At 36.2% G+C, this 24,037-nt stretch carries 22 protein-coding genes, 2 tRNA genes, 1 riboswitch and 1 other annotated feature; of the genes, 20 read left to right on the top strand and 4 right to left on the bottom strand.

Annotation, left to right across the window (positions count from 1 at the left end; translation table 11 throughout):
• Window positions 1-30 precede the first annotated feature (30 nt).
• From trxA to BCI01S_RS10825, 3 genes are all read left to right on the top strand, one after another.
• Window positions 31-345 (top strand): thioredoxin, encoded by a 315-nt coding sequence (gene trxA, locus BCI01S_RS10835; protein WP_047941926.1) that lies wholly within the window; start codon window positions 31-33, stop codon window positions 343-345.
• 301 nt (window positions 346-646) lie between these two features.
• Window positions 647-2,419 carry an excinuclease ABC subunit UvrC gene (gene uvrC / locus BCI01S_RS10830; RefSeq protein WP_047941927.1) on the top strand — a complete coding sequence of 591 codons (1,773 nt, stop codon included), beginning with the start codon at window positions 647-649 and terminating at the stop codon, window positions 2,417-2,419.
• A gap of 60 nt (window positions 2,420-2,479) precedes the next feature.
• Window positions 2,480-2,662, top strand: a riboswitch (Lysine riboswitch).
• A gap of 169 nt (window positions 2,663-2,831) precedes the next feature.
• The gene (locus BCI01S_RS10825; RefSeq protein ID WP_047941928.1) at window positions 2,832-4,061 is read left to right on the top strand and encodes an aspartate kinase; all 1,230 of its coding nucleotides are present in this window, start codon (window positions 2,832-2,834) and stop codon (window positions 4,059-4,061) included.
• Between the two features lie 76 nt (window positions 4,062-4,137).
• Here BCI01S_RS10825 and BCI01S_RS10820 read toward each other — a convergent pair whose 3' ends face one another.
• Window positions 4,138-4,599: a YslB family protein gene (locus BCI01S_RS10820; RefSeq protein WP_061798693.1), complete on the bottom strand. Its 462-nt coding sequence runs from the start codon at window positions 4,597-4,599 to the stop codon at window positions 4,138-4,140.
• A 587-nt stretch (window positions 4,600-5,186) separates the two neighbouring features.
• Here BCI01S_RS10820 and BCI01S_RS10815 point away from each other — a divergent pair.
• The 3 genes from BCI01S_RS10815 to sdhB are packed head-to-tail and all read left to right on the top strand — an operon-like array spanning window position 5,187 to window position 8,366.
• On the top strand, window positions 5,187-5,795 hold the full coding sequence (locus BCI01S_RS10815; RefSeq protein WP_047941930.1) for a succinate dehydrogenase cytochrome b558 subunit: 609 nt from the start codon (window positions 5,187-5,189) through the stop codon (window positions 5,793-5,795).
• A gap of 47 nt (window positions 5,796-5,842) precedes the next feature.
• Complete coding sequence (sdhA, locus tag BCI01S_RS10810) at window positions 5,843-7,606, top strand: succinate dehydrogenase flavoprotein subunit (RefSeq protein ID WP_047941932.1); 1,764 nt, start codon at window positions 5,843-5,845, stop codon at window positions 7,604-7,606.
• A gap of 1 nt (window position 7,607) precedes the next feature.
• Window positions 7,608-8,366, top strand: coding sequence for a succinate dehydrogenase iron-sulfur subunit (gene sdhB, locus BCI01S_RS10805; RefSeq protein ID WP_047941933.1), 759 nt, complete (start codon window positions 7,608-7,610; stop codon window positions 8,364-8,366).
• A gap of 35 nt (window positions 8,367-8,401) precedes the next feature.
• Here sdhB and BCI01S_RS10800 read toward each other — a convergent pair whose 3' ends face one another.
• Window positions 8,402-9,550 carry a hypothetical protein gene (locus BCI01S_RS10800; protein ID WP_047943545.1) on the bottom strand — a complete coding sequence of 383 codons (1,149 nt, stop codon included), beginning with the start codon at window positions 9,548-9,550 and terminating at the stop codon, window positions 8,402-8,404.
• A gap of 345 nt (window positions 9,551-9,895) precedes the next feature.
• Between BCI01S_RS10800 and gerE the strand changes: the two genes are divergently transcribed.
• From gerE to BCI01S_RS10780, 4 genes are all read left to right on the top strand, one after another.
• The gene (gene gerE / locus BCI01S_RS10795; protein ID WP_016201768.1) at window positions 9,896-10,120 is read left to right on the top strand and encodes a spore germination transcription factor GerE; all 225 of its coding nucleotides are present in this window, start codon (window positions 9,896-9,898) and stop codon (window positions 10,118-10,120) included.
• Between the two features lie 248 nt (window positions 10,121-10,368).
• Window positions 10,369-10,827, top strand: coding sequence for a MarR family winged helix-turn-helix transcriptional regulator (locus BCI01S_RS10790; RefSeq protein WP_047943546.1), 459 nt, complete (start codon window positions 10,369-10,371; stop codon window positions 10,825-10,827).
• Between the two features lie 9 nt (window positions 10,828-10,836).
• Window positions 10,837-11,634: a glutamate racemase gene (gene racE / locus BCI01S_RS10785; protein WP_047943547.1), complete on the top strand. Its 798-nt coding sequence runs from the start codon at window positions 10,837-10,839 to the stop codon at window positions 11,632-11,634.
• A gap of 174 nt (window positions 11,635-11,808) precedes the next feature.
• Window positions 11,809-12,876, top strand: a complete 1,068-nt coding sequence (locus BCI01S_RS10780; RefSeq protein WP_047943548.1) for a GerMN domain-containing protein — start codon at window positions 11,809-11,811, stop codon at window positions 12,874-12,876.
• 103 nt (window positions 12,877-12,979) lie between these two features.
• On the opposite strand, the gene BCI01S_RS10775 is transcribed toward BCI01S_RS10780, so the two are convergent.
• On the bottom strand, window positions 12,980-13,759 hold the full coding sequence (locus BCI01S_RS10775; protein ID WP_047943549.1) for an alpha/beta fold hydrolase: 780 nt from the start codon (window positions 13,757-13,759) through the stop codon (window positions 12,980-12,982).
• Window positions 13,760-14,096: 337 nt separating this feature from the next.
• On the opposite strand from BCI01S_RS10775, the gene BCI01S_RS10770 reads away from it, so the two are divergent.
• The 4 genes from BCI01S_RS10770 to BCI01S_RS10755 all read left to right on the top strand — a co-directional run bounded on the left by BCI01S_RS10770 (window position 14,097) and on the right by BCI01S_RS10755 (window position 15,663).
• Window positions 14,097-14,702, top strand: coding sequence for an XTP/dITP diphosphatase (locus BCI01S_RS10770; RefSeq protein ID WP_047943550.1), 606 nt, complete (start codon window positions 14,097-14,099; stop codon window positions 14,700-14,702).
• 6 nt (window positions 14,703-14,708) lie between these two features.
• Complete coding sequence (locus BCI01S_RS10765; protein WP_047943551.1) at window positions 14,709-15,218, top strand: metallophosphoesterase family protein; 510 nt, start codon at window positions 14,709-14,711, stop codon at window positions 15,216-15,218.
• Between the two features lie 131 nt (window positions 15,219-15,349).
• A tRNA-Arg gene (locus BCI01S_RS10760) sits at window positions 15,350-15,423 on the top strand.
• A gap of 166 nt (window positions 15,424-15,589) precedes the next feature.
• Window positions 15,590-15,663, top strand: a tRNA-Arg gene (locus BCI01S_RS10755).
• A 318-nt stretch (window positions 15,664-15,981) separates the two neighbouring features.
• On the opposite strand, the gene BCI01S_RS10750 is transcribed toward BCI01S_RS10755, so the two are convergent.
• Window positions 15,982-16,377 (bottom strand): general stress protein, encoded by a 396-nt coding sequence (locus BCI01S_RS10750; protein ID WP_047943552.1) that lies wholly within the window; start codon window positions 16,375-16,377, stop codon window positions 15,982-15,984.
• A 530-nt stretch (window positions 16,378-16,907) separates the two neighbouring features.
• On the opposite strand from BCI01S_RS10750, the gene BCI01S_RS10745 reads away from it, so the two are divergent.
• The 6 genes from BCI01S_RS10745 to leuB all read left to right on the top strand — a co-directional run bounded on the left by BCI01S_RS10745 (window position 16,908) and on the right by leuB (window position 23,881).
• Window positions 16,908-17,099, top strand: coding sequence for a YolD-like family protein (locus BCI01S_RS10745; RefSeq protein WP_047943553.1), 192 nt, complete (start codon window positions 16,908-16,910; stop codon window positions 17,097-17,099).
• A 431-nt stretch (window positions 17,100-17,530) separates the two neighbouring features.
• Window positions 17,531-17,784, top strand: a binding site (T-box leader).
• A 125-nt stretch (window positions 17,785-17,909) separates the two neighbouring features.
• Entirely contained in the window at window positions 17,910-19,625 is a 1,716-nt protein-coding gene (ilvB, locus tag BCI01S_RS10740; RefSeq protein WP_061798691.1) for an acetolactate synthase large subunit, read from the top strand.
• Window positions 19,622-20,140 (top strand): acetolactate synthase small subunit, encoded by a 519-nt coding sequence (gene ilvN / locus BCI01S_RS10735; RefSeq protein WP_047943555.1) that lies wholly within the window; start codon window positions 19,622-19,624, stop codon window positions 20,138-20,140. Before ilvB ends, ilvN begins: the two co-directional genes overlap by 4 nt.
• 48 nt (window positions 20,141-20,188) lie before the next feature.
• Complete coding sequence (ilvC, locus tag BCI01S_RS10730; RefSeq protein ID WP_061798688.1) at window positions 20,189-21,211, top strand: ketol-acid reductoisomerase; 1,023 nt, start codon at window positions 20,189-20,191, stop codon at window positions 21,209-21,211.
• On the top strand, window positions 21,198-22,733 hold the full coding sequence (locus BCI01S_RS10725) for a 2-isopropylmalate synthase (protein ID WP_061798685.1): 1,536 nt from the start codon (window positions 21,198-21,200) through the stop codon (window positions 22,731-22,733). The genes ilvC and BCI01S_RS10725 overlap by 14 nt, the downstream gene beginning before the upstream one ends.
• 47 nt (window positions 22,734-22,780) lie before the next feature.
• Window positions 22,781-23,881 (top strand): 3-isopropylmalate dehydrogenase, encoded by a 1,101-nt coding sequence (gene leuB, locus BCI01S_RS10720; RefSeq protein ID WP_061798682.1) that lies wholly within the window; start codon window positions 22,781-22,783, stop codon window positions 23,879-23,881.
• Window positions 23,882-24,037: the final 156 nt, after the last annotated feature.

Raw genomic sequence — 24,037 nt, 5'->3', positions numbered from 1 at the left:
TAGTTTATCAAATAAGGAGGCAAATTATAAATGGCCATTACACATGCAACAGATCAAACATTCCAAGAAGAAACAGGTTCAGGTGTAGTATTAGTAGATTTCTGGGCACCATGGTGCGGACCTTGTAAAATGATCGCTCCAGTTCTTGAAGAACTTGACGGCGAAATGGGAGATAGCGTAAAAATCGTTAAAGTAGATGTAGACGAAAACCAAGGATCAGCATCTAAATTTGGCGTAATGAGCATCCCAACTTTACTTGTTCTTAAAGACGGTGAAGTAGTAGATAAAGTAGTTGGATTCCAACCAAAAGAAGCTCTTTCTGAACTATTAGCTAAACATGTTTAATGAACTCTTTCTTTTTTTGAAAGAGAAAGACCTGTAGACACTCCTAGTGTCTGCAGGTTTTTTGATGGAGAAAATAAACTTGTGGTATAAAAGTGAAGCATAAGAATAATCCGATAAAAGCAGATCAAGTTATCAACATTACATCGCAATAAAATCCTAATTCTTCATGTAAGCATAAACCGTTTTCCCTAAAATATTCCCATTCCATACTTTTTCCTTGATGAATCGATGAAATTCTCTATAATTAGAGAAGATAGTATATATGTTCGTTTATAAGGTTTGTGAGCTGGGAGGGAAAATTGTGAACGACATCATTAAAAATAAATTAATGATCTTACCTGATCAGCCTGGATGTTATTTGATGAAGGACCGACAAGGTACCATTATTTATGTAGGAAAAGCAAAGGTATTAAAAAATCGAGTTCGCTCCTACTTTACAGGCTCTCATGATGGTAAGACATTAAGACTAGTCAATGAAATTGAAGATTTTGAATACATCATAACCTCTTCCAATATTGAAGCATTAATATTAGAAATAAATTTAATTAAGAAGCATGATCCAAAATATAATATTATGCTGAAGGATGATAAAAGCTATCCATTTATTAAATTGACGGCTGAAAGGCATCCAAGGCTGATTACAACTCGAAATGTAAAGAAAGATAAGGGCAAGTACTTTGGCCCATATCCAAACGTCCAAGCAGCAAATGAAACGAAAAAACTTCTTGATCGTATTTACCCTTTACGTAAGTGCAATGTGCTGCCAGATAGAGTTTGTTTATATTATCATTTAGGACAATGTTTAGCTCCTTGTGTAAATGAGGTTACCGAACAAGAATACAAGAAGATGACTGATGATATCACCAAGTTCTTAAATGGTGGATATAAAGATATTAAAAAAGAACTATCTGAAAAAATGATGGCAGCATCAGAAGAATTAGACTTTGAGCGCGCCAAGGAATACCGCGACCAAATCGCTCATATCGAGGCAACAATGGAAAAGCAAAAAATGATGATGACGGATTTAATAGACAGAGATATTTTTGGCTATTCCTATGATAAAGGCTGGATGTGTGTTCAAGTATTTTTTGTTCGTCAAGGAAAGTTAATTGAACGCGATGTAAGTACGTTTCCAATTTATCAAGAGCCTGAAGAGGAAATGCTAACATATCTAGGTCAGTTTTATGAGAAAGCCAATCATTTTAAACCAAAGGAAATTTATCTTCCAGACGAGATCCAAGGAGATATTGTCGAAGAATTATTAAATGTAAAAGTGATAAAGCCACAGAGAGGGCAAAAAAAGGAACTTGTATTATTAGCTAATAAAAATGCGAAGAATGCTTTAACAGAGAAGTTTGCATTAATCGAACGTGATGAGGAGCGTACGATAAAAGCAGTGGAAAACCTAGGCAGACAAATGGGGATTTACACACCTCTGCGGATTGAAGCATTTGATAACAGTAATATTCAAGGGACGAATCCGGTTTCAGCGATGATTGTCTTTATCGATGGAAAACCAGCGAAACGAGAATACCGCAAGTATAAAATCAAATCGGTAAAAGGACCAGATGATTATGAATCCATGCGGGAAGTAGTTCGAAGAAGATATCAGCGCGTTTTAAAAGAAGGGCTGCCACTTCCAGATTTACTATTAATTGATGGTGGAAAAGGGCATCTTGAAGCAGTTAGAGAAGTTCTACTCGACGAATTAAGCTTAGATATTCCAGTTGCTGGCTTAGTAAAGGATGATAAGCACCGCACTTCTCAACTACTATTCGGAAATCCATTGGAGATTATCCCGCTTGAGCGAAATAGTCAGGAATTCTATTTATTACAAAGAATCCAAGACGAAGTTCACCGCTTTGCAATTACGTTTCATCGTCAATTAAGAGGGAAGAATGCTTTTCAGTCTTTATTGGATGACATTCCTGGAATTGGAGAAAAGCGCAGAAAATTACTTTTAAAAACCTTTGGATCTGTGAAGAAAATGAAAGAAGCTACGATCGAAGAATTTGTGGAAGCAGGTATTCCCGCAAATGTGGCTGAACAATTACTTGCTAAATTAAAGGAATAAAAAATTTATTTGTCGGAATGAATCCACTGTGCTATAATGATGGCAACTTATAACTTAATAAGTGAAGGTAGAGGTGCGAACTTCAAGAGTAATAATTCGGAGAAGAATGAGCTTCAGGGAAGAATTATGAAAGGGATAGATCGCCGAAGTAAGGAAAGTTCTCATGACTTTCTTTGCTGGTTTTGCATTGAATAAATGTAAGACTGTCAAAACAAGGAACTGTTTTGGAGAGCTATCTCACTGTTTGTGCATAAATATATTATATTCAACTGCACGGCAATGAGATATTCTCATTGCTTTTTTTATTTGTCTTTTATTCATTAAGATAGCCAAAGAGAAATAAAAAGTACATAAAGAAAAGTAATGAGAAATAAAAAGAAACCTCTAAGATTACAAGAAGGTAGGGAATGAAGTGGGATTAGTTGTACAAAAGTTTGGTGGTACTTCCGTAGGCAGTGCAGAAAGAATTCTTCATGTAGCAGAAAGAGTAATCGAAGAAAGAAATCGTGGCAATGATGTAGTCGTCGTCGTATCCGCTATGGGGAAAACAACCGATTCGCTTGTAACGCTTGCAAGTGAAATAAATCCAAAGCCATCTAAAAGAGAAATGGATGTCTTACTATCCACAGGAGAGCAAATTACCATCAGCTTACTATCTATGGCTTTACAGGCAAAAGGAGTAGACGCCATTTCCTATACTGGCTGGCAAGCAGGAATAGAAACAGAGGATGTTCATGGGAATGCGCGAATAGTAAAGATACAAACAGAAAAAGTACAAGAACAGCTACAACAAGGAAAAGTAGTAGTAGTTGCTGGATTTCAGGGAGTGACTGACACAGGGGATATAACAACACTTGGACGAGGTGGATCTGATACAACGGCGGTTGCGATTGCAGCAGCTTTAAAAGCAGATAAATGTGATATTTACACAGATGTAACAGGCGTTTTTACAACCGACCCTCGTTTTGTGAAAAGTGCACGAAAACTATTAGCGATTTCTTATGATGAAATGTTGGAATTAGCTAATTTAGGGGCAGGAGTCCTACATCCAAGAGCAGTAGAATATGCAAAAAACTATCAAGTACCATTAGTGGTTCGCTCAAGTATGGAACAAGAAGAAGGAACAATCATCGAGGAGGAAGTTTCCATGGAACAAAATTTAGTTGTACGCGGAGTGGCATTTGAGGACAATATTACGAGTGTGACGGTATTTGGCTTAAGAAATCCCTTAACAAGTCTCTCTACTATTTTCACCACCCTTGCGTCCCATCATATAAATGTCGATATTATTATTCAAAGCTTAACAAATGACCAGCTGACAAACTTATCTTTTTCGATAAAAGATAGTGACTTAGAAGAAACATTGAATGTGCTAGAAGAAAATAAAGCGGAATTAGGATACGATAAAGTAACTTCTGAACAAGGATTGGCAAAAGTATCGATAGTCGGTTCTGGAATGATTTCAAATCCTGGTGTTGCAGCAGATATGTTTAAAGTATTATCACAAGAAAAAATTATTATTAAAATGGTAAGCACATCCGAAATTAAAGTATCAACAGTAATTGAGAAAGAGAAGATGGTGAAAGCTGTAGAAATTCTTCACGATGCATTTGAATTAAGCAAATTGCCTGTGCATGTATAAGAAATGATTAGTAGAAGCAAAAAAGACTCCAAAGGAAGGAAGACTATTAAAATTCTTCTCTCCTTTAGAGTTCTTTTTACTCTTCTATAGGATCTTTACTATCCCAGCGAACCGTTATGGTTACTTTTTTTTCTTTTCTTTTTGGATCTTCAAAGGCTTCAGCAATAACCTTTTTTGTATGTTCATATTGTTGAGCTAAATAACCTGCTTCTAATTGAAATGTGCATTTCCCTTTTTCCTTTAATCTTTTTTCAATCAGCTCGCTGGATAATTGATAGATAATTTCGTTTTTTGTTTGCTTAACTACTTCTAAATTTCCCCATCCGACTTTTTGAAAAAAAGCGTACGCTTCTTCTACAGCATTTAAAGGAAATAATCGGGCAATACGTTTACCGGCCCAATATAACAGATCAGGCGTATCCCGGCCTAATAATTCGGGGATAAGTATCTCTCGAATTAATTCATATCCATATGCGGGAACAGTAAGGGGATCTGACTCCACCTGTGTTTTTTCTTCTAAGGATGTTAAATCACTCAATATGCTCTCCTCTTTCTATGATTCTATTATATTTACATAATTACAAGATAGTCTCTTCATAAAAGTAATCATTTTGGCATTTGCGATATTTCCATACATTGGTTATGCCAAAAGTACGGAATCCAAATAAAATAGAATAAAATATATTGTCTAAATAGTATACTGTAAAAACGGAAAAAAATCATAAGAAAAGGGAACGATTTTTGAATTAGGGTGACTAAAAAACGGGAAAAATCTATTTGAAAATAAGCGATTTTTTAAATTATGTTTTAAAATATCTTTTCCTTTTAAAGGAAAAAGTTTTGCTTTCATAACGATAAAATCAATATTTGTTCATGTCCTTTGCATTGATTCTATTATTTGATTTGTATGTTAAATTTATGCGAAGAAGAGAAAAGAGGAAATTTTTCCTTTTTTTGGACATATAGATAGAAAAAAAGCGAAAGAAAATTTATTTAATGTATCCGTTTTCTTGACCGCATTTTTTTTTAAGAGTACAATTAAATTGTCACTAAATTGTAAGAATTTTTGGTTATGTTATCGCTTTATGGGCAATGGGAGTATGTCATCAATTAGGGGGGAATTTTATGGCAGCAAATCGAGAGTTTTTATTCAGAAGGCTTCACTCGTTATTAGGAGTGATCCCAGTAGGTGTATTTTTAATCCAACATTTAGTTGTCAATCACTTTGCAACTAGAGGTCCAGAAGCTTTTAACAAGGCAGCTGGCTTTATGGAGCATTTACCTTTTCGGTATTTTCTTGAAATTTTTGTAATATTTTTACCGATTTTGTATCATGCAATTTATGGAATTTATATTGCGTTTACAGCCAAAAATAATACAAAAAATTATAGTTTCTTTCGAAATTGGATGTTCTATATCCAAAGAGTGACAGGGATCATTACGTTAATTTTTATCGTTTGGCATGTTTGGGAAACAAGAGTAGCAGCTCAATTAGGCCAAGAAGTAAATTATGACATGATGAGTGAAAATTTAGCAAATCCTTGGATGCTTGCATTTTATTTAGTGGGTGTAATCTCCACGATTTTCCACTTCTCAAATGGTTTATGGTCATTCTGTGTAAGCTGGGGAATTACTGTTTCGCCAAAGTCTCAACGAATTAATACATATGTAACGCTAGGAATATTTGTTGCATTATCAATTGTAGGTGTACGAGCAATCTTCGCGTTTGTTTAATAAATACTAGATTAGTAGAGCAATAGATGAAGGAGTGAACGTTTGTTATGAAGAAAGGGAAAGTGATCATCGTTGGCGGTGGTTTAGCAGGATTAATGGCAGCAATCAAAGTAGCAGAGACAGGGACTCCTTTAGAATTATTTTCCCTTGTGCCTGTAAAAAGATCACATTCTGTTTGTGCTCAAGGCGGGATCAATGGAGCGGTGAATACAAAGGGAGAAGGAGATTCTCCATGGGAGCATTTTGATGATACGGTTTATGGCGGTGACTTCTTAGCAAACCAGCCACCGGTTAAAGCAATGGCGGAGGCAGCCCCGGGCATTATCCACTTGATGGACCGAATGGGAGTTATGTTTAATCGTACACCGGAAGGATTACTGGACTTCCGCCGTTTTGGAGGAACACAGTATCACAGAACCGCTTTTGCAGGTGCAACTACAGGACAACAGCTTCTATACGCATTGGATGAGCAAGTAAGAAGATACGAAGTCGACGGGCTTGTCGTGAAATATGAAGGCTGGGAGTTCCTTGGAATTATCACAGATGATGAAGGGGTATGCAGAGGAATTAAGGCACAGGATTTAAAAACAATGGAGATTAAGTCCTTCCCTGCAGACGCTGTTATTATGGCAACTGGCGGCCCTGGAATTATCTTTGGGAAATCCACAAATTCCATTATAAATACTGGTTCAGCAGCATCTGTTGTTTATCAGCAAGGAGCTTATTATGCAAATGGTGAATTTATTCAAATCCATCCAACTGCAATACCTGGTGATGATAAATTACGTTTAATGAGTGAATCAGCTCGTGGAGAAGGCGGTCGTATCTGGACGTATAAAGATGGAAAGCCATGGTATTTCTTAGAAGAAAAGTACCCAGCTTATGGAAACCTTGTACCAAGGGATATTGCCACACGCGAGATTTTCCATGTATGTGTCGATCAAAAGCTCGGCATCAATGGAGAAAACATGGTGTATTTAGATTTATCCCATAAAAATCCAAAAGAGCTTGATATTAAACTGGGCGGCATTATCGAGATTTACGAAAAATTCACTGGTGAAGATCCTCGTAAACTTCCGATGAAAATTTTCCCTGCTGTTCATTACTCCATGGGTGGATTGTGGGTAGATTACGATCAAATGACAAATATTCCAGGCTTATTTGCTGCTGGTGAATGTGATTATTCACAGCATGGAGCAAACCGCTTAGGTGCCAATAGCTTGCTTTCAGCAATTTATGGCGGCATGGTAGTTGGTCCGAATGCGGTTAAATATATAAGCGGATTAAGCAAAAGCGCAGAAGATTTATCATCATCCATATATGATTCCGCTATTAAAGCAGAAGAAGCTAAATGGCAGGGTATTTTGAAAATGGATGGAACAGAAAATGCCTATGTGCTTCATAAAGAATTAGGGGAATGGATGACAGATAACGTTACAGTAGTTCGTTACAACGATAAGCTGCTGGCAACAGATGACAAGATTCAAGAGCTGTTAGAGCGTTATAAAAATATTAATATCAATGATACAGCAAAATGGTCTAACCAAGGAGGCGTATTTACGCGTCAATTAGAAAATATGCTTCAGCTAGCACGTGTGATTACCCTCGGTGCATATAACCGAAATGAAAGCCGTGGAGCACATTATAAACCAGAATTTCCAGAAAGAAATGATGAAGATTTCTTAAAAACAACAATGGCTAAATTTGTGGGCGCAAATGAGGCACCAGATTTCCATTACCAAGAAGTAGATACCTCCTTAATTAAACCGAGAAAAAGAGATTATTCAAAGCAAAAAGAGGGAGTGAAATAAAATGGGGGAGCAAAAAACAGTAACATTACAAATTGAAAGACAAGATGACCCTAATTCACCATCTTATGTAGAAGAATTTACTTTGCCTTATCGTCCTAATATGAACATTATTTCTGCATTAATGGAGATTCGCAGAAATCCAGTTACAAGCGACGGAAAAAAAACCTCTCCAGTTGCTTGGGATATGAACTGTTTGGAAGAAGTTTGCGGAGCCTGTTCTATGGTCATCAATGGTAAACCACGCCAATCCTGTACAGCGCTTATTGATCAATTAGAACAGCCGATTCGTCTAGAGCCAATGAGAACATTCCCTGTGGTGCGCGATCTGCAAGTCGATCGAAGCCGCATGTTTGACAGCTTAAAGAAAGTTAAAGCATGGATACCAATTGATGGCACATATGATTTAGGACCTGGACCAAGAATGCCAGAGAAAAAACGCCAGTGGGCATATGAGCTATCGAAATGTATGACATGTGGAGTCTGCTTAGAAGCTTGCCCGAATGTAAATAGTAAATCTAATTTCATTGGACCAGCACCGCTTTCTCAAGTTCGTCTCTTTAATTCACATCCAACAGGAGAGATGAATAAAGAGGAAAGACTGCATGAAATAATGGGAGATGGCGGACTAGCTAACTGCGGTAACTCTCAAAACTGTGTGCAGTCCTGTCCAAAAGGCATTCCACTGACAACGTCGATTGCAGCCTTAAACCGAGAAACAACGTTCCAAGCATTTAAAGAGTTCTTTGGAAGTGATCATTAAACAAAAGACCACCAGTTAAGGTGGTCTTTCTTGTGTTAATATTTTTCCTTAAATTGATGATAAGTGAAAATGAATTCCTCTGCTATTGTTTGTTCCTCGCTAGCTAGTCTACTAACATTTGTCTCTAGATATTCAATGGCATCTTCCAGGGCTTGCAGATTCTCTGTTAAGATACGTTTATCTTCCTCATTTTTTATATCAGCAGTCTTTTGCCCGTAATCATACTGGTATAATGTATCATATACTTCATTATTACTGGCCGCTAAGGCCATTTTTCTTTGCAAGCATGGCAGACAAATTCCGCATGGTACTTTCGCTGATATATACCCATCTCCTCTCATCCGGAGACACTCTGCCGTGTTTTTTATTTGTAGCTTATATTCTTTAGGCATCTCATTGATCACACGATAGAAGGGGCGATGTAAGATAGGCGTTTGGATAGTCAAATCAAGCTCCAAACCGGAATAAAGAGCATTTAATAAATTAAATGTTTTTGGATGAGTAGCTTTAAGCAGTACATTCCCATCGATAGAAATGTCCTTATTAATTTTGCTATTTTGATAGACATATACATTGCCTTTCCCGTTAAAATATGTTTTTGCTGCTGCAATCGATACAAGCAAGCATATGCTTGCGGCTGATCGTTTTCTTCTGACCTTCTTGCAAATCGCCGAACCTAAATGAATGATCTCTCCAGAATCTGAAACATTACTGCGCAAAAAAGCAGCTAGTTTTTCCTGTTTACTCTGTTCATTGTTCATGTTTTTAAGTCGAATGTAGTCTGAGGCGATGGGTAGATCTGGGAATTTATTTTTCGCAACACCCACAAGTGATGCCATATCATCCAAAAACAATGTTACTTCCTGATTATTTGGAAGGAAAAATGATGGAGCCAACAGCGCTGCTTCATTTTGCTGGAAATTCAGATAAACTGGTTCATCCATTATCCAATCTATTAGCTCTTTTAAGACATCGTTATTTTTTTCCCAGAGACTTAAATTAAAAACAGGTACAATTAAGTGATTATTTTTTCGCGCCTTTTTCGTTTGTTGTTCAAAGTAAAATAGACTCCCCATAATCGTTACCATATCAATATATGGAGTACTGTTCTCTTCATAATCAAAATACATATCCTGAAGAATTTTTTTATGTAAATTTGTCAATAATTCAATGTTAAAGTCCATCTATATCACCAAAACTTTCTTTGATAACAGAAATTTACTACGATACCAAGGTTCATTGTTTAAATTATAACACGGTTTTTTAGAAAGTTTGGAAAAAGTGATTATAATTGCACGTACTACATTTTGACTATTTCATCCTGAAAATTCGTGTGTTGAAAGTTCATAAGTACGTAAAATTATAGTCAAATGATGGAAATGGAGTACTAATGATGAAAAACCGAAAAAACCTTTCCTAATTTGCTTAAATCCAGTCACTCCAAGGTGTCATCCTACATAATATATTCAGACTATAACTATACCCATCCCAAAGTTCATAGCTGGCAAAGGCAAGGAGGGTTACACTACTTGAAGGAGAATGAATTTACTCACAAGCCATTATTAACTAAAAGAGAAAGAGAAGTATTTGAGCTGTTAGTCCAAGATAAAACGACTAAGGAAATCGCGAGTGATTTATTCATAAGCGAAAAAACAGTTCGAAATCATATTTCTAATGCTATGCAGAAGCTGGGCGTGAAGGGGCGTTCACAGGCTGTTGTAGAACTCCTTAGAATGGGAGAACTAGAACTATAATAAAGAAGATGATCATGTATAAGCAGGCAGGAAATTCCACTCCTTACCCCGCTTATATGGGTCATCTTCTTTTTAATGTGAATAAGTAGTGGAATCATGGCTTTATTCGGCAATTTTTACATGGACATTAACTTTTCACCTTATACATTTACGAGGGAAGAATTGTAGATTATAATTAAAGGTACTGATTTATAGAAAATTGTCGGATATTCATTATATTTGTATATTTATATATGGGAGTTGTAATCATGATGACTGAAGAGAAAGATGTAAAGGAATACTTAGAGAATATAGCTACAATCGAAAAGGATATGCGCTACATATCTGGTATTATCAAACAAAAGGGGAGAGAGATTTTAAGTAATTATACGATGACTCCTCCTCAATTTGTGGCCTTACAATGGCTATTTGAAGAAGGAGATATGACGATTGGGGAATTATCTAATAAAATGTTCCTTGCGTTTAGTACTACGACAGATTTAGTTGATCGAATGGAAAAAAATCAGTTAGTCCAAAGAGTGAAGGATCCCAATGATCGACGTGTGGTTCGTATTCATATGCTAGAAGAAGGAAAAAGATTAATTGACGAAGTTATCAAGAAGCGTCAGGGCTATCTTCAAGAGGTATTAAATGAGTACTCAACGAAAGATATTGAAGAATTAAAGAAAAATTTTATGCGGTTACATCAAGTAATGCGAGAAAAATGAGGCGGTTTTTTGGAAAGAGCAATAGGGGTTATAGATTCTGGGGTTGGTGGATTAACAGTTGCAAAGGAGATAATGCGCCAGCTTCCTTTTGAAAATATCGTTTACTTAGGGGATACGGCAAGATGTCCATATGGCCCAAGAACGGGAGAAGAAGTGAAGAAATTCACATGGGAAATGACTAGGTTCCTGTTGAAGAAAAATATAAAGATGCTTGTGATTGCCTGTAATACAGCTACTGCGGTCGCACTAGAGGAGATACGCGAACAGCTGTCTATTCCGGTGATTGGCGTAATCGTTCCAGGTGCACGGACAGCAATAAAGGTAACGAAAAATAATTATATAGGCATGATTGGAACAATAGGTACTGTTCGAAGTCGGGCATATGAAACAGCACTAAAGAAGATTAATAATCGAGTTAGAACAGTTAGTTTAGCATGCCCGAAATTTGTCCCTTTAGTGGAGAGCGGCGAATATGATGGACCAGTCGCAAGGAAAATTGTGAAAGAAACGCTGTGGCCATTAAAGAATAAAGAGATAGATACTCTAATTCTTGGCTGTACCCATTATCCTTTGTTAGCAAAAGTTATACAGGAAGAGATGGGAAAAAAGGTTAAGGTAATTAGTTCTGGAGCAGAAACTGCCCGCGAAGTTAGTACTATTCTCAACCATCATGATGAACTTGCTTCTGAAGAGAATCAAGTAGAACATTATTTTTATACAACTGGATCAAAAGAGATGTTTGCCCGCATCGCGTCCAATTGGCTGAATCAAGAAATACATGCTGTTGAAACAGTTAAATTAACATAATAAAGAAGACTGCCTTCTGTCTCATTACATCATGTTTAGACGATTTTCTATCTAGACATTTTGCAATGAAAATAGGGAGACAGTCTTTTTTTTGAAAAAAATATCCTAAAGACGGTCTAAAAAAAATATAGGCTCGTATATATATTAGTACAAACTGTCTTAGGAGTGATGAAGATGTCTAAGAATAACAAATTGACCATTGTTTCAGCGGTTATCATATCATCTGTGTTGATCTCTGGTTGTAGCTTGTTAGGAGATAAAGAAAAAGTCGATCCACCGCAAACTACTTCGTATGAAGAGGATGCAGTTAAAAAGGAGGCGGACAAGGAAACGACAGGTGAAGTTGCGAAAGAGGATTCAATGCCAGTTGAATTATACTTAATGGATAAAAACGGGTATGTTGTTCCTCAAACTTTAAACCTGCCAAAAACGAATTCGATTGCAAAAGAAAGCCTAGAATATTTAGTTAAGGGTGGGAAAGTTTCTGAATTGCTGCCAAATGATTTCCAAGCAGTAATTCCTCAAGATACAAAAATAAGTATTAATGTAGATAAAGATAAAGTGGCTACTGTAGATTTTTCTAAGGAATTCAAAGAATACGAGGCTAAAGATGAAGAGAAAATCCTGCAATCCATTACATGGACATTGACACAATTTGATTCCATCGATAGTGTGAAACTTTCATTAAATGGTCATGAGCTGACAGAGATGCCTGTAAATAAAACGCCAATTCAAGGTGCATTAACAAGAGCTGATGGCATCAACATTAATACAGATGATGTCACAGACATTACAAACACAAGACCATTGACTGTTTATTATATTGGCGGAGAGTTGGACTCCTATTATTATGTGCCAGTAACGAAGCGTATTAGCAATGGCGAAGAAAATAATGTCGCTGCTGCAGTAGGAGAGCTAATAGAAGGACCTGGTATGGGCGGAGCAGCAGCACTAACAAGTTTATTACCTAATGACGTAAAGCTGTTGGATGATCCAATTGTAGAAGATGGCAAGGTTACGTTAAACTTTAACGAGAATATATATTCTAGTGGCTTAAATGGAGAAGAAAAGGTACTGGCTGATGAAGTATTAAATTCATTAGTATTATCCTTAACAGAGCAAGAAGGCATTGAAAGTGTTGCTGTTACTGTGAATGGAGAAGCAGATTTAGTGAACGCAGAAGGGGAAAGCTTAACTAAACCAGTGACTCGTCCAGAAAATGTAAATACTGGTAGCTTCTAATATTAATGGGTAAAGGGGATGAGAATGGTTATATTCTTATCCCCTTCTTCGTATGAGCGTTATTTTTTAGGAGACAAAAACTTTCCTTAGCAAATAATAAATATTACCTTATCACTTTACATTCATTTGGTAAAACACCTTTTTGAATCCACGTTTCGACCATATGATTAAAAAAATCAGGCATAGCGAAAGATACTCCATGGCCAATATTAGGGATAATCACGCCGATTCCATTCGAATTTGCCTCCACAATATCTTTTGCGGATTTTTTCATCATGGCTTTTTCCTTTTCACCAACCGTAACCAATATTTTTCCAGTGGCCTCTGCAAAATTTTTAGGGAGTTGAAAGGACATATTTTCTTCCAATACTCGAACAAGGGTATCAGAACTTATTTGACAACTTTCTTCATAATATTTTTCAAAATAGTCATCGCTGATATATAGTGTACTGGCTTGCAGTTTGGAAAAGGTTTTATTTTGAATTAATGGGTAGGTTAATGCAATAGTAGGTTTTATTATTTTCTTTGCCCATAAAATCGGTCTAACTGAAGCGCTATTGATTATGGCAAGATTCATTATATCTGGTTTCATACTGATCATTTCCACAATGACTTGAGAACCTAAAGAAAATCCAATTAAGATTACTTTCTTTCCTCTGGCTTTATCTTCCACTAATTTAATTAATGCTTCTGCACTCCCTTTTATAGTAAATTTAACTTTATCATTATTCAATCCATGTTCAGGTAAGAGGGGAACAACACAGTGATAATGAGTGAAGTATTGAATTTGCTTATCCCACATCCAATCACTTACTCCACCACCATGTATAAATAGCATCAGTGGAGCACTTTTATCACCATATTCCTGATAGTGTAAAGACATGTTTTACCTCTTTTCTTTGATTAGTGGTATAAATTGGCTTGTTATAATAAATACGTTCTAAGGGTGAAATTGTTTCGTTCAAATGAAATAACAATTTTATTTGAAGGTGTTATTTTTATTTAGTGATAAGTGATTCTAGGAATAATGGTTTGCTTTCTGTAGGTGAGCGAATGGATATCATCGCATAAACTTCACAAAACTGCCTTTGGAAATAAGAAAGAAAGGGTATATACTGATATTAGACGGATGATTTTAAGCGTAGTAAACTATAAGAAAGTACATAATTTACATAGTTCAACATAAGAAAATAACAAATAGAGACTAAAGGAGTTTTACAATGAAAGAAATTATTATTGCAACTAAGAATACAGGCAAAGCAAAAGAATTTGTACAAATGTTTTCACCACTTGGCTATGAAGTAAAAACACTATTAGATTTCCCAGATGTCCAAGATGTAGAAGAGACAGGAACAACATTTGAAGAAAATGCTCTCCTTAAAGCAGAAACGATTTCTAAGCTGCTAAATCGTGTCGTTATTTCAGATGATTCTGGTCTTGTTATTGATGCATTAAACGGGAGACCAGGAGTATACTCCGCACGTTACGCAGGAGAACAAAAGAATGATCAAGATAATATGGACAAGGTTTTGCATGAATTAGAGGGTGTACCATTAGAAAAACGAACTGCTCGTTTTTGTTGTACATTAGCAGTTGCGATTCCAAATGAAGACTCCTTAACATTTACTGGAACTTGTGAAGGGGTTATTCTGGAGGAAAGAAGAGGAGAATATGGATTTGGCTATGATCCAATCTTTTATGTAGAAGCAGAAGAAAAGGCAATGGCGGAATTGCCGCCTGAGAAGAAAAATAAAATTAGTCATCGTGCAAACGCATTGAAAAAACTAAAAGAACAGCTTCCGACTGTTTTTAAAGAAGGGAAATAGAACTGGATGAAAATTTTGATTGTAAGTGACAGTCATGGATTGGTATCCGAGTTAGGTACTTTAAAAAAAAGACATGAAGAAGATGTCGAGTTATTTCTGCATTGTGGAGATTCTGAACTATCAGCAAGTGAAGAAGTGATGAAGGGATATATTACTGTTCAAGGTAACTGTGATTATGAAGACAAATTTCCAACAGAGACCACTCAAGAAATTGCAGACAAAAAGATTTTTTTAACACATGGACATCTATATGGCGTCAAATCCTCCCTTAATAACTTGCTGTATAAGGCAAAGGAAGTGGGAGCAAATATTGCCTGTTTCGGCCATTCTCATTTCTTGGGGATGGAAGTAGTTGATGATGTTCTTTTCATTAATCCCGGTAGTTTAAGACTGCCTAGAGGAAGAAAAGAACAAACATATGTTATTTTAACTATTGAAATGGACCGATTTGTAACGGAAGTTTATGATTTTTATAGTGGATTGCTACCAGAATTAACAAGTGAATTTCCTTTTTAGTCGGCTTTTTCCTAATGAGGAAGAAAAAAATTCCTCATTAGGAAAAAAAGCTTCACTAAACTATTGACTTTATGTTGCTATAATCATATAATAACTATTGTCCTCATAAGGACCGAATAAATACATAGCATGTCCCAGTAGCTCAGCTGGATAGAGCAACGGCCTTCTAAGCCGTCGGTCGGGAGTTCGAATCTCTCCTGGGACGTATTTTTGTAAGTATTTAAATAGATTGTTTCAGGATGTATGTTTGTATGTATTACAGATGAATAATGAACCAGAAGATTTGCTTAGAAGAACTATTCTAATTACCTGGTATATGATATACTATTAAAGGTAGTTATCGCTGAAATAATTAATTACAAATAAAACATGTCCCAGTAGCTCAGCTGGATAGAGCAACGGCCTTCTAAGCCGTCGGTCGGGAGTTCGAATCTCTCCTGGGACGTACCAATTAAGGATTCTGTCATGACTTCGGTCATCGATTCAGAATCCTTTTTTCTATTATCCAAGCATTTTTAAATGTGCTTGAAATGACCTCCAGTTTTAAATGTAACTGAAGGATTTTTATGTACAAGAAGAATAAATTTCACCTAATTAAAAGAAATTACTTCTTGGTCTACTTTTCTTAAAATAAAGTAGATAACGAAATCCTTTGGAACGGAGCATTGACTTTTTTATAATTAGAGGCTTGACTATAACGGAATAAGTTAGAGGTGAATTTAATCTCAAAAAAAAGAGGGTTTAGTCCACCCTCTTTTTCTATTTATACTTTTTTGCGTTCTACTGTTGTATTCATCGTTTGAGATGGCATAACTTCTACTTCATTATTATCGAAGTTTAATTTATTTAGCTTCTCTTCTTCTGATTCGGCGTCATTATCAAGAAGAACAATGTATTTCCCTTCTTGTAACTCTTTTTCATAGGGCTCTGTATCAGTATCGGAAAAGAAAGTCTTTAACCGATCTAAAAAAGATGTGGGTTCTACTTCATCAATTCCACTTGCAGTGTCTACATTAGTCTCTTGCTCGATTAATGCAGTTTGTTCACTTCTTGTAATAACGGAAATATGATTTGGTGAATATCCTTTAGAGAGTAGTTCCTCAATAGCATTTACTGTAGCTTCAGGAGAATCATATATACCTACAATACTTTTTGTCATATACCTATTCCTCCTTTAAACAATTAATTCTTGCATATAGTATATATTCCCACTTATGAAAAGAATAAACGGTAAATATCTTTGGCAAAAAAGATTCCTTTTTATAATTGTTGACAAGTTTGTTTTTCAAATGGAAAGAAAATACTTCTATCTTATTTTAGAATAATGATGGAGAAATATCCTTTATTAAATCCTTTTATAAGCTCTTTATTAGTTATCTTTTTTAACAAACAATGTAAGAGTTGAAAAGATATAGCTCTTTCCTATTTAAGTGTTTGTTCGCGCTTAATTTCCAATCCCTTCAGGATACAAATTTCCAGGAAAGAGGATGATGAAATTACCTGCAAAGGTATAAAGAGAAATAAAATAGGTAATAATGGAAGTAAGAAAAATAATGTTCAGAAAATCACGTAAATTACTTGAAAACGCTTACTATTATTGTGTATAATAGATTTAAGTTAAATAAACAAGAAATGAAATAATGTGAATAGATGAACATTAATATAAAAATGTAGAAGGAGATATGCACCATGATTCTCAAGGAATTAGGAAGAAGTAGGCTTATAGTCATTAACTATTATAAGAATGGATTATTAGAAACAATTAAAGGACAGGTTCAGAAGTTAAATCTCATCGATCAAACGATTGATTTAAAAGATGACAAAGAAAATACGTATCAAATCCGCTTATCGTGGATTCAAGATATTTGTGCTGTATCTTAATTTAACCCACTAATGCAATCGCTTTCTTCGGGAACGATTGCATTTCTTTTTTTAGGGAGAAGGTTCCATAATGAAAATACCATGTTAGATTTTTTAACACTTTTCTTTAAAAGAAAGAATTATTTTATTATAATGAGCACCATAGGAAAATGAAAATGTAAGAAAGTAGATATATTTTCAGTAAAAAAAGAATTTTAAAAAATTTTTTAAACGATTAAAAAGTACAGGCATTCTTTATAGACCAATAATGTAAGCGTTTCCTGATTAGTGGATTGTTGTTTAAATAATCAAATAATTCTCAAAAATGGTGTTGACTCTTGTTTAAATTCAGCGTAAGATAACCTCAATAAATGAAAAACACAAGATGTTTAACTTGTAAAAACATCCAAAAGACAACATGACAAACTGACTTTGTTTAACATAGTAAATATAGTAATTCGATGAAGAGGATAAGTAGTTTTCTATTTGGATTCCAAAGAGAGCCGGTGGTTGGTGTAAATCGGTGAACCAATAGTTAATGAACTCACCTCAGAGTGTTAGCTTGAAAGGTCTCCCTATTAGAGCTAACCGAGTGTTTCCACTCGTTATCAAAAGAGAACGAACCGTTCATAAAGTGCATACACTTATCCGTTAGTGTATGAATGAGGGTGGTACCGTGGAAAGGAAATGCCTTTTCACCCCTTTGTTTACTAAAAAACCATTAGTAATCATTGGAGGTGGGAAGGTTTTTTTATTAGCAAAGCCTTTCTTGGTAGTATTTATGTAAAGTAGTAAGAAGTAAAAGGAAAGTATTTTAGGGAGGTTATACAAATGTTACAGGAGACTGCCTTTGAAAATACAAAGGCCCAAGTGAAACCGTTAACTGGTGCTGATCTCTTATTGCAGGCTTTGGAGAAAGAAAATGTAGAATTTATTTTCGGATACCCAGGGGGAGCTGTCTTACCAATTTATGATAGGATCTACGATTCGAAAATATTTCATGTTCTACCTAGACATGAGCAAGGCGGTATTCATGCAGCAGAAGGGTATGCGAGAATTTCCGGTAAACCAGGAGTAGTCATTGCGACATCAGGTCCAGGGGCAACTAATATTGTAACAGGGCTTGCCGATGCGATGATGGATTCATTACCGCTAGTTGTCTTTACAGGCCAGGTAGCAACAGGGGTGATTGGTACAGATGCTTTTCAAGAAGCAGACATTTTAGGGATCACTACCCCAATAACAAAATATAATTGTCAGGTTCGTAACCTTGAAGATATTCCACGAATCATTAAAGAGGCGTTCTATATAGCGACAAGTGGAAGACCTGGTCCTGTATTAATTGATATTCCAAAGGATATTGCTGCAACCATTTCGGATGTTCCTGCTGAACAGGATATTGAGCTTCCTGGTTATCAGCCAAAGACACAGCCGAATTACTTGCAGATTCGAAAATTAACTGAAGCTGTAAGTGCTGCAAAAAAACCAGTAATTTTGGCAGGTGCTGGTGTCAATTTTGCAAAAGCGAGTGCAGAATTACTCGAATACGCAGAACAACAACAAATTCCAGTTGTACACACGCTTCTTGGATTAGGCGGTTTTCCAGCTGATAATAAGTTGTTTGTTGGGATGGGAGGAATGCATGGGTGTTATGCCGCTAATATGGCCTTATATGAGGCAGATTTGTTAATCAATGTCGGAGCAAGATTTGATGATCGATTAACAGGAAATCTAGTTCATTTTGCACCAAATGCTATTAAAGCCCATATCGATATTGATCCAGCAGAAATCGGCAAAATTATCCCAACGAAAATTCCAATTGTTGCAGATGCGAAAGAAGCATTAACTATGTTAATAAAGCAAAAAGGCTTGCAATCAGACCATAAAAAATGGTTAGAAAAGATTGAAAATTGGAAAAATGAGTATCCATATTATTACAAAGAATCCGATCTTCTAAAACCGCAGCAAGTATTGGAGATGCTCTTTGAAAAAACAAAAGGGGAAGCGATTGTTACAACAGATGTTGGACAGCATCAGATGTGGGCAGCGCAATACTATCATTTTAAAGAATCCAATCGATGGGTAACATCTGGAGGTTTAGGAACAATGGGATTTGGTCTTCCATCCAGTATTGGAGCGCAATTAGCAGATCCAAAAGCAACAGTGCTTGCAATCAGCGGGGATGGCGGCTTCCAAATGTGCAGTCAAGAGCTTGCCTTAATAAGAGAATTGAATTTGCCAATCAAGATTATTATCTTTAATAATCGGGCGTTGGGTATGGTAAGACAGTGGCAAGAAATTTTCTATGAATCTCGTTTTTCACATAGTAAAGAATCTTATCAACCGTCGTTCGTTGCTTTAGCAGAAGCATATGGAATAAAGGGATATCAGATCTCATCAGTTGATGAAGCTGCTAATATTCTAGATGAAGTGTTAGCGATAAGAGAACCCGTATTATTGGATTTCCGTATTGATCCAGATGAGAATGTCTATCCAATGATTGCACCAGGTAAAGGATTACACGAAATGGTAGGGATGAAGCCATGAAGAAAATAATTAGCCTAACTGTTATGAATAAATCTGGTGTGTTAAACCGAATTACTAATCTTTTTTCAAAACGAAACTACAACATTGAAAGTATATCGGTAGGGCATACGGAGCATGAAGGAATTTCAAGGATTACTTGTGTGGTGCATGTTGAGAGTGATGGCATCATTGAACAAATCACAAAACAGCTAAATAAGCAGATTGATATTTTGAAAGTGGTGGATATCACCGATCAAGCAATTGTCCAAAGAGAGCTAGCTTTAATTAAAGTACTTGCAACACCGCAGACAAGGCATGAATTATATTCTGTAATTGAACCATTTAGAGCTTCTGTAATCGATGTAAGTAAAGAAAGTCTCGTTATTCAAATTACAGGAGAATCATCTAAAATTGAAGCTTTTATTGAACTGCTTAGACCATATGGGATTAAAGAATTGGCTAGAACAGGCACAACCGCCTTCCCTCGTGGCTCTCAAAAAATAGCAGCTCATAAAAGTAACTATTCTATCGTTTAATTCTAATATTAAATAAATCTAATTTTACAGACGAAAGGGAGATTAATTATGGCAAAAATGTATTATAACGGAGACGCAAATTTAGGATATTTTAACGGAAAAACAGTTGCAGTGATTGGTTATGGATCACAAGGCCACGCACATGCTCTAAATATGAAGGATAGTGGTGTTTCAGTAATCATCGGGTTAAGAAAAGGGAATTCATGGAATAAAGCAGTGGAAGACGGATTTGACGTATTCCCAGTTGGAGAAGCAACAGCAAAGGCTGATATTGTGATGATTTTGCTTCCAGATGAATTACAAACAAAAGTATATAATGAAGAAATTAAACCTAACTTAACAAATCAAGCTTTAATGTTTGCCCATGGATTTAATATTCATTTTAATCAAATTGTCCCACCAAGTGAGAGTGATGTACTATTAGTTGCTCCTAAAGGTCCAGGTCACCTAGTAAGAAGAACATATGAACAAGAAGCAGGAGTTCCAGCATTATTTGCAATCTATCAAGATGTAACTGGTGAGGCGAGAGAGCTTGCACTTGCTTACGCAAAAGCGATTGGGGCATTACGTGCAGGTGCGCTGGAAACAACGTTCAAAGAAGAAACAGAAACAGATCTTTTTGGTGAACAAGCGGTTTTATGTGGAGGGCTTACAGCACTAGTAAAAGCAGGCTTTGAAACATTAGTAGAAGCTGGATATCAACCAGAATTAGCATATTTTGAATGTTTACATGAGTTGAAATTAATTGTTGACTTGATGTATGAAGATGGAATGGCGGGAATGAGATATTCTATTTCCGATACAGCACAGTGGGGCGATTTTGTAACAGGACCACGTATTGTTACAGATGAGGTGAAAAAAGAAATGAAAGCTGTCCTTACAGATATTCAAGAAGGAAAATTTGCAAAAGGATGGATTCTTGAAAATCAAGCGAATAGACCAGTATTCAACGCAATTAATGATAGAGAGAGCGAGCATCTAATCGAGAAGGTTGGGAAAGAATTGCGTGCAATGATGCCATTTGTTAAAAGCTCGCGAAAGAAAGAAGTGGTTGGTAGTGGCAAAAATTAAGATATTTGATACGACATTGAGAGATGGGGAACAATCTCCCGGCGTAAATTTAAATTTGGCTGAGAAGCTGGTTATTGCTGAACAGTTAGAAAAATTGAATGTAGATATTATAGAGGCAGGCTTTCCTGCTGCCTCTAAAGGTGATTTTCAATCTGTTCAACAAATTGCACGCACTATTAAAAATAGCTCTGTTACTGGTCTAGCAAGAGCAGTAACATCCGATATCGATGCTGCTTGGGAAGCATTAAAAGACGGAGCAGAACCGAGAATTCATATATTTTTAGCAACAAGTCCCATCCATCGAGAATATAAGCTAAAACTTTCGAAAGAGCAAGTGATTGAAAGAGCGGTTTCAGCTGTAAAGTATGCAGCCGAAAGATTCCCAGTTATTCAATGGAGTGCAGAGGATGCATGTCGGACAGAATTGCCTTTTTTAGCAGAAATAATAGAAGAAGTTATTCAAGCAGGAGCGCGGATTATTAATATTCCAGACACAGTAGGCTATATAACACCCAACGAATATGGAGAAGTTTTTCAATATTTAAAAAATAATGTGCCGTCTATTGACAAAGTTTCTCTCTCTACTCATTGTCATGATGATTTAGGGATGGCAACAGCAAACTCATTGGCAGCTATCGAAAATGGGGCAACACAAGTAGAATGTACGATTAATGGTATCGGAGAGCGTGCTGGCAATGCTTCTATGGAGGAAATTGTGGTAGCGCTTCATATTAGAAATGATCATTATCAAGAAAAGACAAGAATTAATTTAAAAGAAATTAGTAGAACAAGCGGACTTGTGAGTGAATTAACCGGTATGCTAGTTCCTGGAAATAAAGCAATTGTTGGTCGCAATGCTTTTGCTCACGAATCTGGTATTCATCAGGATGGTGTTCTTAAGGAGAAAACAACTTATGAAATTATTTCTCCAGAGCTTGTAGGCAATGTAAATAACAATAATATGGTTCTTGGGAAACATTCAGGCAGCCATGCATTCAAAACAAAGCTGAATGAACTAGGGCTGGGAGTGAATGAGGAAGATGTGAAAGATCTTTTTATGGCATTCAAGGATTTAGCAGACCATAAAAAAGAAATTTCTGATGAAGACATTATTGCTATTGTATTAGAGAAAAAGCTGGCTAAAGAAGAGAAATATTATGAGTTAGTGGACGTAAAGGTTCAACATAAAAATGATAATGAAGCAGATGCAACAGTGAAAATTTCCGGTCCGAAAAATGAACTGATTATTCAACATGGCACTGGTTCTGGAAGTGTTGAAGCATTATATAACACATTGGAAATGTCTATATCTGGCCAAGTGCAGTTGGAAGATTATCGAATTCAGTCACTGGGTGCTGGCAGAGATGCGTTAGCTCAAGTATTTGTCAGAGTTCAATATGACGAAAAAGAAAGTACTGGAAGAGGTTTAGACCAAGATGTATTAATAGCATCTGCAAAGGCCTATATAAATGCGATTAATAGAGGGATTCTTGCCAAAGAACAATTTCTTGAAAAGGTGTAGGTTTCCGTGGCTAAAACATCAAGGTTTGATATAGGGAGCGAGTAGAAATGAAAAAAAGAATCGCCGTATTGCCAGGTGATGGAATTGGACCTGAAATAGTAGCAGGCGCTATAAAGATTTTGCACACAATAGAGACATTATTTAGTCATCAGTTTGAAATTACATTCGCAGATATTGGTGGATGCGCGACAGATAAAACAGGTACGCCATTGCCTAATGAGACGATTGCCATTTGTAAAAATAGTGATGCAATTCTTTTAGGGGCAGTAGGGGGACCGAAATGGGATGCGCTTCCTGTTGAAAAACGTCCAGAACAAGGATTATTAAAAATAAGAAAAGAATTGAACTTATTTGCAAATATTCGTCCAACAACCTGTTATGAAAGCTTGGCGGAAGCATCTCCCCTTAAAGCAGATATTATTGAAGGAGTAGATTTGGTTGTTGTCCGCGAATTGACAGGCGGCATCTATTTTGGAAAGCCAAGCGAACGAACGACTATCGATGGGAAACCTGGTGCTGTAGATACACTATTATACAAAAATGAAGAAATCGAGCGAGTTATCGAGAAAGCATTTGAAATTGCTAAAACGCGTTCAAAAAAAGTTACATCTGTTGATAAAGCAAATGTTTTAGAGACTAGTAGAGTATGGCGGGAAATCGCAAGCAAAATAGCGGAAAAATATCCAGATGTTATGCTTGAACATATGCTTGTAGATAATGCAGCAATGCAGCTTGTTCGAAATCCAAAACAATTTGATGTGATTGTCACAGAAAATATGTTTGGCGATATCTTAAGCGATGAAGCATCTGTTTTAACAGGGTCATTAGGAATGCTGGCATCTAGCAGCATGTCAGCAGATGGACCATATCTTTATGAACCGATCCACGGATCTGCTCCAGATATTGCCGGAGAAAATATCGCTAATCCCCTTGCGACAATTTTATCTGTAAGTATGATGCTGCGATTATCTTTTCAAATGGAGAAAGAAGCTGCGATTATAGAAGAGGCGGTAAATAATGTTCTAAATCAAGGTTATAGAACAAGAGATATACTTTCACCGAATTGTAAAATTGTTTCGACAACTGCGATGGTGGAAGCAGTAGAGAAAGAAATTCATCAGCTTGTTAAAGTGACACAAGTTATATAAAAAGGCTGCTGTTATGCTGTGGGATTATGAGTTTGGCTGATAACAAGTTAGCTGAAAAAAATAGAAAACCACCTTGAGAACAGCTCATATTTATGAAAACTGCATAACAGGCATATAAAAAAACACAGTTCGTCAAAAGTGGCAGTGATTGGATAA

The sequence above is a fragment of the Niallia circulans NBRC 13626 genome (genome assembly GCF_001591585.1).
In the GTDB taxonomy this organism is placed as follows: Bacteria; Bacillota; Bacilli; order Bacillales; family Cytobacillaceae; genus Niallia; species Niallia circulans.
The sequence above is the reverse complement of the archived record's forward strand: the minus strand, read 5'-3'. Positions and strand labels throughout refer to the sequence as shown.